This window comes from Breznakiella homolactica, from assembly GCF_016616095.2.
In the GTDB taxonomy this organism is placed as follows: domain Bacteria; phylum Spirochaetota; class Spirochaetia; order Treponematales; family Breznakiellaceae; genus Breznakiella; species Breznakiella homolactica.
In genome coordinates, this window is the sequence record NZ_CP067089.2 from 2,189,634 (window position 1) to 2,202,166 (window position 12,533).

The window sequence follows — 12,533 nt, forward strand, 5'->3', positions numbered from 1 at the left end:
GCAGCACTCTCAGCCCCGGGCTTTCCAAGCTGTGTATAATTCCTTTCTCAGGGTATGGTCTGGTTCAGCTCGCCGTTGTCGTCAATCACGGTGCTCCCGGAAGAGGTACTGGAAGTACCCTTGACCGTGAATTTTGATCTATTGTTCTGTATAAGCGCGGTTGTTCCGTCAAGAAGTTTCGTCCCACTGGAAAGATTGGTAGCGGTAATCACCGCGGTGGTTGTATAGGTACCGTAGGGGTTATTAACAGGCTGCAGTCCGTCTTCTCCAATACGAATGTATGTACCATAGGTATTAACAGAACTATCGATATATACCACGTTATCCGGAGCAATAACGGCACTGCCGTTTATAGTTACCTCCGTTGGGTCGCTGGCACTATATCCACCGTACATTATGCATAAACCTGTTCCATTTTGATCCCCTTTAATCACACCGCCATACATATTAAAAACCTGTCCCCGGCTAACATACACACTGCCGCCGCCAGCAGCCCCTTTATTATTGGTTATTTCGCCGCCATACATGTTAAATGTTCCCAAACCTACATATACCGCTGCACCGGCACGTCCGCTGGTCCATTTTGTACCACACTCAGTAATTTTTCCACCGTACATATTAATCGTACCGCCCCACATATAAAGGCCAACAACAGAAGCCGATTTAACAATAACATTATCATACAGATTGATTACCCCATTACCTGCTGCATACAAAATACCGTGGCCATTATTATCAGTAGCTGTTTGGATTAGTTCCAGCGTTCCGTATTGACTGGAATTGGGATGCCCCACATTCACGGTCGCAGATGCTGCCTGTATCCAAGCGGCAGTCCCGCTGGGAGTATAGGTTATTTTCCTAGTTTGCCCCTTCGGAACAACTATGGTTATGGTTTTTGAACCGGATGCATAAGAATTTCCAGTCTCGAAATCCTTAAGAATAGTAATGATTGCGGTCTGACCGCTCCCCACACCGTTAATACTGTCTGTGAATTTCTCATAGGAAACGGATCCTTCAACACCATTAATCTCAACTTTTGAGGCGTAACCAGCTACCGGTTCAAGATAGCCGTTATTGTTTATTTGATACGCTGCATCCGACAGGGTAAACTTGGATTTGTTCGCCGTAATTAAGGCTGCGCTGCCCCCGAGGACTTTGGCGGAATCCCGGGAATTTAAGGCATACACCTCAGGCTCTATCACGGCCGCGCTGGAAGCGGTGAGGCTTCCCGTCAGGGTAATACCCGCGCCGGTTTTAAGGTACACCCCGTGGCTCACGCCGCCGGAGGTGTTAACAGCGGCGGCCCCGGACATGGACAGAGCCGTGTGCCCCGGGACCGAGGGGGCTTCAGCGTACACCGCCCCGCCCTTGGCGCCGGCGGAATTCGGCTGCGATGCGGAAAGGGTATTAAAACCGATCTTCCCGCTGTTTATCGCCAGGCTTCCGCCGTCTTCAATATACACACCGCCGCCGTTAGCCGTTGCGGTATTCAAATATACAGCTCCGTTTTCCATCCGTACGGCGCCGCTGCCTGTTATATACACTCCGGCACCGTTGGCCGCGCTGCTGCCGTAAACCGCCGTTCCGCCGTCGAGAACCACTGTCCCGGCGTCAACCAGTATGCCGCCGCCGTTACCCGACGGTATGGACGCGTTCTTTATCTCCATCCCCTGGAGCGTTACCGTAGCGCCGGGGGCGTTCACATAGAGACCCCGTTTGCCCGCGCTGCCCGCGTCAATGACGGCGCTGTTCTCTCTTTTGATCGTCAGGGTCTTCAGCGCCGCCGCCTGGGGTATCACGACGTCGGCCATGCCGCTGCTGCCCGAATGGTTCCCGCTGCCCATTCCCTTCAGCAGGACGATGGTTCCGCTGGCAAAGTTCCGGTCTATAATTTTTTCAACCGCAGCATGTACAGTCGCCACCGGGTTTGTTTCGGTCCAGCCCGCGTCAGGGTCCGTTGGGGGCACGGCCAGTGTCGGATCAACGTACACCGAGGACAGATACGTCACCCGTACCGTCGCAACTGAAAGATAGGAATCCTGTAAACCGGGGGTTTTTGACCGGGCGCGGATTACACTACCGTCCCGGGCCGCGAACGGTCCGGTATACGTTTTTTCCTGGCCGCCGTCTACCGAGTAATAAATTGTTGTCCCTGATGATCCGCCGCCGGACGCCGTCAGGGTCATGGTAACCCATCCGTCCACCGTATTGGGATCGTAGGAGAAACCAACTGTAGGGGACTGGTCCGATCCGAACCCGGGGGTGGCGGTAACCGCGGTATACCCTTCTTCATCGGTTACCGTTACATGGAAATGGTAATGCGTATCCAGCTCCGTTCCCGCTGCCTTGACCATGGGGAATGACGCCGTATAGCTATCGCCCGACCGGGTCAGCTCATAGCCGTCGCTGCTGCGCCAGACCTCCGGCACCTCGGTTCTGACCCGCGTATACCGGCGGCTTACCGGGGTTCCATCCCCTTCCTTAAACTGTATCTGCACTTCTTCGTTGTCGTCATGGTCACCATCCGCCAGCATTTCCCACCCGGCCACAGGCCGGCCGCTTCCGTCGAGGCCCGCTATCTTCAGATTAGTCGGAATCTCCGGAGGACTGTTGCAGACAAAAAGATCCTGTATTTCGTAATCCTCAAATTTCCGCAGCCCGTCCACATGGCTGATTTCCAGCTTAAGCCGGAAATTATCCCTGACTTTGGCGTTCTGCAGAATTATCAGGACCCGCTCGTAATTCTCTACCACCGCTTCGGCAATTACATTGCTGGTCCCTTCGTTGGTAACCACCGCGTAGGGAACAAGCTCGTATTTCTGCGGATTCCGGAGTCTGACCCTGATCTGCACCAGATCCGGATCGCAGATACTGGAGGGCGGAAAGGTCGTGTACCCCGATCTGACCGACGTATACGTATCGGTTACGAATTCCCATTTTTCCGCCGCCGCTCCGCCGGCGTATTCGGCGATGTAATCCGGCGCGGACATATTAAAAAGTTCACACCCGGTGAACAGTATCATCAGGAAAATACAGTATTTCCATTTTAAACTGGAGGAAATGATAGAGTGTCTCATTAAGAACTAATTATCCACCTTTTCCCGGTTTTTTCACATCCCATATCCGCCCGTTTACGTCTCAAACACGCCCATTTACGCAGTAAAATGGGAAAAACACGCTTCAGCCAATTATACCCGCTGGTTTCACTTTAAACTATGGTATACTGCGGACATGGATATGGTGTATCCCGTCATCATCATCGCGGCAATATTTTCCCTGGCCATGGCTGTTTTTTTCAGCTCCCTCACAGCCCGGTACAAGACCGCCGTTTCTCTATTGATCTATGTAATTACCTGCATCATTTATATGTTTCTGGCCTTTTCGGGTATTCCGGGAATTTCGAAATTCCCTATGTTTGTTATACCCCTGATCCCTACTTTTATCTGTTTTAAGGACAATCCGTTCCAGAAGATTTTTGTGGTTTTTACGCTTATTACGGTCGCGCTGGTACTTTCCGCTGTTTCGTCGATCCTGGCGCAGCTTTTGTTTCCGTGGAATTCCGGTGAATATATGCTGGCCTACACGGTATTTTTTGCGTTTTTCTGCGCAGCATCGATTGTGTTAACCCTGGTATTCCTCCGGCGCATCTTTTCCAAGCTTTTTTCGTATACCGGCCGCAGGGTCTGGGCGCTGTATTCCCTGGCGCCGCTGACATCATTTTTTCTGCTCCGGGAAGCGATATTCGGATACTTCCAGATTCCGCCGCCGTATATTCAGGATATTCCCTCTTTTTTGCTCATGGTTGTCCTGATCCTTCTGAGCCTCAGCCTGGTATTTCTGGCAATCATAACCACCCATGACCGGACATCCGTATCCTTTGCGCTGAAGCAGGCGGAGGAAGCTCTGTCGTCAAGCCGGGACTATTACCAGATGCTGAATAAAACCTATGAAGAACTGCGGATTATGCGTCATGATTACAAATACCAGCTCCATGCCCTTTCGGGACTGCTGGCGGAAAAGAAATACGCCGAACTCGAAACCTTGCTGGCCGGTATGGAACGGATTCTGGATGACACCGCCATACCGGACTTTTCTCCCAATCCGGTTATCGGCGCCCTGGCATCGTGGTACGCCGGGAGATGCAGAAAAGACGGAATAGATTTCAGGTTCAGATCGATGCTGCCCGAAACTCCGCTTATTGACAATTACGATTTCTGCGTGGTCTTCGGCAATCTCCTGGAAAACGCCCTGGATGCCTGCCTTCTGCTTGCGCCCGGGATTCCGCGGTATATCGATACGGATATCCGCTGCACCGAAACCCAGGTATTCATAAAGGTAAAAAACAGTTTTGACGGTTATATAATAGAACATAACGGAGAACTGCAAACCAGGAAAACCAGCGGCGGCCTGGGAATCAGGAGTATCAAGGCCGCCTGCGGCCGGTATTTTGGGGATTATACCACCGAAACAGCGGACAAAGAATTCACTGCCTATGTTTTGCTGAACATATAGGTCATATACTGTTTCTTAAAGGCACCGCTGCGTTTGGCAATGGGTATCCGGTCATCGTTTACCATAATAACACAGCCTGGCTCCAGGCGTTTTACATAATCCATATTAATAATGAAGGAATTATGGCATACGGCAAAACGCCGGTCCGCCAGCAGCACCGGTGAAGTGTCCTTCATTTTCATGAACGTCTCAAGGGTTTCGCCGTTCTTGAGAAAAAACAAAAGGGTGTGGTTTCGTATTTCCGTATAGAGGAGTTCGCTGAAATGAATCCGGTGTGCGGTACGCCGGATAGTAACCGTGATTTCGGGATTGGGTTCTTTCCCGAGGTTATTTTCAATACGGAGGAGAATATCCCGTACCGCGCCGGGGTCCGCGGGTTTTAGAAGATAGGAAAAAGCCTGGACCCGGTAGGATTCAGCGGCATAATCATTGCTGTTGGTCAGAAAAACAATGGTCCCGGTATACCCCAGGCTCCGCATCCTTTCCGCCAGTTCGGTTCCGTTCATACCGGGCATAAGGATATCAAGAAATGCGGCCGTGAACCCGCGGCTGTGCGCCGGTGATTGGCCGCGGTCTTTTCCGAGGAAATCAAGCAGCCCCTGCGGTTCGGTATAGGTGAGGATTTCCGTTTCACCATCTCCGTAATAATCAGACAGTATAGAGCCGAGCCGGCCCGCGTCATCGGAATTGTCGTCGCAAATAAAAATCCGCCGCATAAAGTATACTTATAGTATAGCGAAAAATACGCGGAAACCATATTTTTACAGCCGCCGCCGGAAATATTCGCTTCGAAACCCAGCGATGAGATAAATTCCCGGGGATAGCCGGCACTTTCCGCGCCGCAACTCTGAATGATACGGCGGACCGGTGATTTCCGGTCCGCCGCTGTTTTTCGTAAGCACCGGCGCTAATACTCCGATAATAAAACATAATGCCTGCGGTTCAGTAACCTTTTTATACAGCGGTGTTTTAAATTTATGTAAAAGGGTAGGAATATGTATTTATCCAGATCGTCAAAAATATACAGAATCGGTTTTATTTCCACCAGGTTTAAGGGAACCGACGGGGTTTCCCTGGAAACCATGAAATGGCGGCATGTCCTCGAAAAAATGGGGTACGAATGCTTTTTCTTTTCCGGGCTTTCCGACTGGGATCCGGATAAATCCATGGTGGTGGAGGAAGCCTTTTTTGCCCACCCTCTGATCCAGGATATCCAGGACCGCTGTTTCGGGACCATTGTCCGGGGAGAAGGCCTCACCGGCGAAATCCAGGCAATCCGGTTCCGGCTAAAACGGGCGCTGTATGAATTTGTCGAGACTTTCAGCATTGACCTCCTGATAACGGAAAACGCACTGACCATACCCATGCATATTCCCCTGGGATTGGCCATCACCGAGTTTATCGCCGAAACCGGACTTCCTACTATCGCGCACCATCATGATTTTTCCTGGGAACGCCAGCGTTTCTCGGTAAACTGCGTCGAGGACTACCTGTCCATGGCCTTCCCTCCCCGGCTGAATTCCATAAGCCATGTGGTCATCAATTCCGAAGGACGGCGGCAGCTGTCCTACCGCTGCGGGCTTTCTTCCATCGTAATTCCCAATGTCTTTGATTTTGACACCCAGCCGCCGGCAATGGACAAGTACGCGAAGAGCATGCGGAAGGACCTGGGCGTCGCCGATGATGAACTGCTGCTGCTCCAGCCGACCCGCATCATTGACCGTAAGGGTATTGAGCACGCCATTGAGCTAGCCAGCCGTCTTAAGGACAAAAAGGCAAAACTCCTGATCAGCCACCAGGAACGGGACGAAGGCTCCGATTATTACAACCGGACCATGGACTACGCCGGACTGCTCGGGGTTGAGGTGATCGTCCGCCCGGATATTATTGGCGCCGAACGGGGTAAGACCGAAGAGGGGGCAAAGAAATACAGCCTCTGGGACTGTTACCTCAACGCGGATTTCGTGACCTACCCTTCAACCTACGAAGGATTCGGGAACGCCTTCCTCGAAGCCGTCTGGTTCAAGAAGCCGATCCTGGTAAACCGGTATTCCATTTTCCAGCAGGACATAGAACCGGCTGATTTCGATGTGGTGGTTATGGAAAACTACGTGACCCCGGAGATCGTGGACACCGTCAGGGCCATCCTTGACAGTCCCGACGCCGTGGAAGTGATGACCGCGAAAAACTTTGAGCTGGGGCACCATTTCTTTTCCTACAGCCTGCTCGAACAGCGGCTCCATCAGGTGATGATGAATTTCGGTCAACTGTGATACCAGGGCAGCCGCATCATACTTAATATGTAAAGCACAGAAGCATGGGAATACAAGTTCTGGGGGTCCCGTCGTATGAAAAAAATCCCGCGGGGCGGTATTTCTTTTCATACGACACCCCGCGCTGCTTGTCTGGCACCATGCTTCTGTGCCTTTGTTACAGGATTGCTGCGGCGGCCCTGGCTTGGCCGGAGTGCTGGGTCACGGAGGATAGTTCCGTGTTGGGTGATGCCACCAGCCGGAAGTGTTACCCTATACTTTGTGGACAGGGTTACCGTTTTTTTGCTTCTTCCCAGTAGGTGTCCATTACCGCGAGGTTTTCCTGTTTCATTTCCTGGCCGCTTACTTTCATGGAAGATTCCACGTGTTTGAACCGGGTGGTGAATTTTACGTTGGTTCTTTGGAGGGCGACGGAAGGCTCAATCCTGAGGAACCGGCAGAGGTTGACCACCGAAAAAAGCAGGTCCCCCAGTTCCGCTTCTACCTCATCCCGGGCTGCATCCCCGCCGCCGTCAGTGTGGCTGCCGATAGCGTCTCTGACCTCTTCCAGTTCCTCTTCGATCTTTCCGATCACCCCGCTGATGTCAGGCCAGTCGAATCCGACCTTGGAGGCTTTCTTCTGGAGCTTGTAGGCCCGGTCCAGGGGCGGCAGGGCTTTCGAGACTTCATCCAGGATTGAATCCTTCGGTTTGCGGCCTTCCTGTTCAACCTTGATTCTGTTCCAGTTAACCAGGACTTCGCCGCTGTCCGCCACGGTGGCATCTCCGAATACATGGGGATGCCGCCGGACGAGTTTATCCGAGACCGTGTCCAGCACATCGGATACGGAAAATTTCCCTTCCTGTTCATGCATATAGGACAGCATGGTAAGCAGAAAATACAGATCCCCCAGTTCTTCCTTGATGTGTTCCGAATCTCTTTCGTCGATGGCTTCGACGCATTCATAGGTTTCTTCGATCAGGTCGCCCCTGAGGGTCATGGGAGTCTGTTCCCGGTCCCAGGGACAGCCGTCCGGCCCCCGGAGCTGTGCGGTGAGTTCAACGAGGCGGTTAAACGCGCGGGATTCCTTTGTTTCGTTCATGGTATAATTTCATTCCTTTGAATATAAAAGATCAAGGGGCTATTTTCTTTTTGTTCCACTCGGGAAGCAGGGTTTCGGGGCCCCGGATCAGGGCTTCCGTGAGGGCCCGGGAAGACTGGTCCAGAACCTGGTCCAGGACCGGCTCTTCCTGGGGCGCGAAATCCGACAGCACCCAGGATGAAATATCATGGTGGTCAGGCCGGCCGATGCCGATGCGGAGCCGCCAGAAATCAGCCGTGCCCAGACGGGATTTCATGGACCGGAGTCCGTTATGCCCGCCCAGCCCGCCGGAAAATTTAAACGACGCCGTACCCAGGGGCAGTTCCAGTTCATCGTGGACCGCCAGGATACGATCCGGCTGTATTCTGAAAAACGACGCCGCCGCCTGCACGGAATCCCCGGAAAGGTTCATGAAGGTATGGGGCATGAGAAAGTATATTTTATCCGGAGCAGTACCGGCTGTCTCCGTATCGGAGGCCGTATCCCAGGAGGAAAGGCGGAATCCGTCCAGGGAAGCGTACACCCCCTTGAATTTTTCCTTCCAGCTTAATGAAGAATAAAACGGAAGCCGCTCCGCCAGCAGCCAGCCCGCGTTGTGGCGGTTCCCGGCGTACTGACGGCCGTAATTTCCCAGAAAGGCGACGAGTTCAATCATACCGGTTTGCGATTCTCCTGTTCCGATAGTAAACTGTAAACAAACATTTAGGGAAGCGCCGGCGGGGCCGGCCTTCCGCAAGGATTCTGCCATGGAAATACTCGGAATTAAAAAGACTGCTGCCAAAATAGACGGAGGGATTCCGGGAACGTGTTTACGGTACTCCGCGGACATGCAGGACGGTGAATGCCTGAGCTGCAATACTGTCCCGGAGGGGGTTGTGTTTGATTCCTTCACCCTGGATGACCTCCTCAAAACCGCCGCTGCCGGCGAAGAAGCGCGGACGGCGTTTTCCCGGAAGGAAGATCTCTGCATCCAGCCCGGGGGATGGCAGTCCTGGTCCGCGGGCTGGGAGCTGGGGCCGGGGGAATCCCTGCCCGGAAAGGTATATGTCATTCCGGAACTTATTAAACTGACAAACCGCCAGGGCGACGATCCGGGCCCGGATGAAACCGCGGGCCATTTTATAGCATACATACGGAGCGGAGACTGGTATCTCGGTATCGCGTCAAAGGAAGGAGATGGCCTCGCGCCGGTGACATACCGGATAAACCGGAAGGAGGCCCGCATCACCGCGGAAATTTTTGCCCCGGGGAAAACCCTGAATCCCGGAGAGATCCTGGCTGAATTAAACGTATTCCTTGTCCGGGGATATTTTATGTTTAAGGATTCCGTGGGAGCGATTTACCGCCAGGAAACGGTTTTTAAAGGAATAGATTTTCTCCGTTCCGGCAAACCGGTTCCCGGCCGGCGGTACGGATGGACCAAGGAATCCCTCCCCGGCGGGTATGAATCCTGGTACAACCACTACAACAGGATTGACGAAAAAATAATCACCGAGGATCTCGCGGCTCTGGATAAAACAGACAATCTTATTAACCTGTGGTACATCCGCCGGAAAAAACCCGCGGTTTTCCAGATCGACGACGGCTGGGAGATCACCGTGGGGGAATGGGAAATCGATACCCAGCGGTTTCCACGGGGGCTCAAACCCATCGCGGAAGAGATCGAGCGGGCGGGCCGCATTCCCGGATTGTGGCTGGCGCCGTTCCTCGTTACCAAACGGTCCCGGAATTTCAGGGAAAAACCCGAATGGCTGCTCCGGGACCATGCCGGAGAGCCGGTGGTGGCCGGGTTCAACCATCTCTGGGACAAACAGTACTACTGCCTGGATATTTCCCGGGAGGATGTGCTGGAATACCTGAAACAGTTAATCGACCGGGCAATCGACGAATGGGGTTTCCGGTACCTCAAACTCGACTTTCTCTATACCGGACTCTTTTACGGGAATTTCAGCCGGGACGGGGCGCCCCACGAACATTACCGGCGGGCATGCGAAGTTCTTACCGGCCGGACAAAAACCGCGGCGGGCCTTCCGGTGGCGTACCTCGGATGCGGGCTCCCCTTCGGCCTGTCCTACCGGTTTTTCCCGCTCTCCCGGATCGGCGCCGATACCCGGGAAATGTGGGACTGGAAGGGGGCAAAGCTGATCGGCCACGTGGGCCGGCCCAGCGCCTATATCAGCCTCCTGGATACCATCGGCCGGTCCTTTATGGACGGGACCGTGTACATCAGCGACCCGGATGTGGTTTTTCTCCGGAGCAGAAACTGCAAACTGAAGGAACACGAAAAAGAATGCATCGCCCTGGTCAATTTCCTGCTGGCCGGGCAGATCATGTTCTCCGACGATCCCGTTCATCTTGAACCCGGGGATATTGCCCTGACCCGGAGCATAGCGGAACTCTATGACGCGCTGGCGGGGGACGACTACGGCGCGGTGAGACTCGAAAAGGATGTTTTCCGCCTGCTGAGCCGGTCCGGAACAACCGCGGGGCTGATCAATCTGGGGGACAGAGCTTTTACCCTGGGAAAAAGCCGGAATCCCGATTTTTTCAGTGCCATGGAAACGGGAACCGCCCTTGTAGACCATCGGACCAAAATACGGCAGAATATGGTTGCCTTTGCGCCTCATACTATTACTATCATCCGGAATTAGGAAACCATGGAAAAACGTATTTTTGTCATCGGCCACCGGAATCCCGACACCGATTCAGTCGTGTCCGCCGCGGCCTACGCCCGGCTCAAACAAGCCCTGGGCATGGCCAACTGTTCAGCCGCCCGGGCGGGCAAGATCAATCCCCAGACGGAGTATATCTTCGACCGGTTTAAGGTGCCGGTCCCGGAATTCATCCCCGACCTTATTCCCCGGGTGGAGTACTACCTCTCGGATACGCCGGTTACGGTCCCCGAAGGGGTTTCACTCTGGGAAGCCCTGGAAAAAATGCAGCAGGATTCCCTTAAGGTCCTGCCCATCATCAACGGCGACGGTACCTACCGGGGCATGCTCCATTACAATGCCTTCGCCCGGTATATTCTTCATAAAATCAATCCCCACAAAAAATCCGGGATCCCCACATCCATCAATCTCCTGGTGAACACCCTCAGGGCCCAGCCGATCACGGCCTTTGATACGGAGGAAGTCAAAAAATCCCACATCATGGTGGCGGCCCTGGCGGACGATTCATTCAAAAAACACCTGGAAGCGGAGATGCCCGAAAACGCCATGGTCATCGTCGGGGACCGGGTGGATATCCAGAAGTACTGCATTGAGCGGAAAGTCCGGGCCCTGGTGATCACCAACGGGAATACCCTGGACAAGGAACTGACCGCCCTGGCGGAGAAAAACCGGGTCTCGGTGATGATAAGCCCCTTCGACACATCCTCCACCTCCCTGCTGATCATTTACTCAACCCCGGTGGGTTCCATGGGGGACAATTCAGCGCCCATGATCCATCTCAACGATACCATCCGCAAGATCCGGGAGCCCCTTTCAAAGGCCCCGTCCCGGTGCCTGCCGGTCGGCGACGACGACGGACGCTTCGCGGGGGTGATCTTTGAAGCGGATCTCTTAAAAGAACCGAATATCGAAATCATCATGGTGGACCACAATGAGCCGAGCCAGGCCGTGGAAGGGATCGAGCATTACAAGATCCTGGAGGTTATCGACCACCACCGGCTGGGCAACCTTTCCACCCGGTATCCCATAACTTTCATCAACAAGGTGGTGGGAGCCACCGCGACCATAATCACCGGACTGTACCGGGAACTGCGGATCCCCCTGGACCGGCCCACGGCGTCCATCCTGCTCTGCGGCATCCTGGCGGACACCCTGGTGCTCCAGTCCGCCACGGTCACCGATGAAGACCACGAAGCCGCGGAATACCTGGCCTCCATAACCGGCCTGGAAATAAAAACCCTGGGCCAGGAACTGCTGACCATCGCCAGCAAGATAAACGCCCGGCCCGCGGCGGAGCTCATACACATGGATATGAAGCAGTACGCGGAACAGGGCGCTGAGTTCACCGTGAGCCAGATCGAAACCGATACCCCCGACGACCTCGTCGCCCGGAAGGATGAAATCCTCGCGGAGCTGGAGTCCGCCCGAAAGTCCCGGCAGCGCCTGTTCTCGGCCCTGATGGTCACCGATGTTACGGAACTGACATCCCTGCTGTTTATAGAAGGGAAGAAATCCTTTATCAGCCGGATCAGTTTTCCCAAAATGGAAGAAGGGGTATATATCCTCAAAGACATTGTATCCCGCAAAAAGCAGCTCCTTCCCCTGCTTTCGGAGCTCGCCGAAAAGGCGATAATGGAATGAGACCGCGGATGGCAGCACATGCATAGTATAGAAATTTACGGATACGGGGACCAGGAAATCTGCTCAGGATGCGAGGGCCACTGCGGGGACTGCGCTCCGGGAGCGAAAAAAGCGACCCGCCTTCTGGTTTCGGAATTTGAAAGCCTTATCAGCAAAACGGATTTTTCCGGGGATGTCCGGTTTTACGAAGCCACCGAGGAAAATCTCCGGCGGAACGAAGACGTAAGAAAAATCCTCACCATGGCGGACCTTGCCCCGGCGATTGTGCTGGACGGCAAACTGCTCTTTTTAGGGGGCTTTTCCCCGGAAGGCCTGGTTGAGGAAGTAAAAAAACGGATCTGAAGGAACCGGATT

General features: G+C 53.8%; 9 protein-coding genes. 5 read left to right on the top strand and 4 right to left on the bottom strand.

The window, feature by feature from the left end:
- Positions 1–47 precede the first annotated feature (47 nt).
- On the bottom strand, positions 48–3,023 hold the full coding sequence (locus JFL75_RS09985) for a hypothetical protein (RefSeq protein WP_215626538.1): 2,976 nt from the start codon (positions 3,021–3,023) through the stop codon (positions 48–50).
- Positions 3,024–3,237: 214 nt separating this feature from the next.
- Here JFL75_RS09985 and JFL75_RS09990 point away from each other — a divergent pair, with 214 nt between their 5' ends.
- Positions 3,238–4,512: a sensor histidine kinase gene (locus JFL75_RS09990; protein WP_215626539.1), complete on the top strand. Its 1,275-nt coding sequence runs from the start codon at positions 3,238–3,240 to the stop codon at positions 4,510–4,512.
- Here JFL75_RS09990 and JFL75_RS09995 read toward each other — a convergent pair.
- Positions 4,491–5,228, bottom strand: a complete 738-nt coding sequence (locus JFL75_RS09995; RefSeq protein ID WP_215626540.1) for a LytR/AlgR family response regulator transcription factor — start codon at positions 5,226–5,228, stop codon at positions 4,491–4,493. The two genes, JFL75_RS09990 and JFL75_RS09995, sit on opposite strands and share 22 nt — an antisense overlap.
- Before the next feature lie 279 nt (positions 5,229–5,507).
- On the opposite strand from JFL75_RS09995, the gene JFL75_RS10000 reads away from it, so the two are divergent.
- Complete coding sequence (locus tag JFL75_RS10000; RefSeq protein ID WP_215626541.1) at positions 5,508–6,785, top strand: glycosyltransferase family 4 protein; 1,278 nt, start codon at positions 5,508–5,510, stop codon at positions 6,783–6,785.
- Positions 6,786–7,056: 271 nt separating this feature from the next.
- On the opposite strand, the gene mazG is transcribed toward JFL75_RS10000, so the two are convergent.
- The gene (gene mazG, locus JFL75_RS10005; RefSeq protein WP_215626542.1) at positions 7,057–7,866 is read right to left on the bottom strand and encodes a nucleoside triphosphate pyrophosphohydrolase; all 810 of its coding nucleotides are present in this window, start codon (positions 7,864–7,866) and stop codon (positions 7,057–7,059) included.
- A 31-nt stretch (positions 7,867–7,897) separates the two neighbouring features.
- Positions 7,898–8,521, bottom strand: coding sequence for an aminoacyl-tRNA hydrolase (gene pth / locus JFL75_RS10010; RefSeq protein ID WP_215626543.1), 624 nt, complete (start codon positions 8,519–8,521; stop codon positions 7,898–7,900).
- 91 nt (positions 8,522–8,612) lie between these two features.
- Here pth and JFL75_RS10015 point away from each other — a divergent pair, with 91 nt between their 5' ends.
- From JFL75_RS10015 to JFL75_RS10025, 3 genes are read left to right on the top strand one after another with little or no spacing between them, the layout of a single operon-like run.
- Complete coding sequence (locus tag JFL75_RS10015; RefSeq protein WP_215626544.1) at positions 8,613–10,517, top strand: glycoside hydrolase family 36 protein; 1,905 nt, start codon at positions 8,613–8,615, stop codon at positions 10,515–10,517.
- Positions 10,518–10,523: 6 nt separating this feature from the next.
- Entirely contained in the window at positions 10,524–12,179 is a 1,656-nt protein-coding gene (locus JFL75_RS10020; RefSeq protein WP_215626545.1) for a putative manganese-dependent inorganic diphosphatase, read from the top strand.
- 18 nt (positions 12,180–12,197) lie between these two features.
- Positions 12,198–12,521 (top strand): hypothetical protein, encoded by a 324-nt coding sequence (locus tag JFL75_RS10025; RefSeq protein ID WP_215626546.1) that lies wholly within the window; start codon positions 12,198–12,200, stop codon positions 12,519–12,521.
- Positions 12,522–12,533 lie beyond the last annotated feature (12 nt).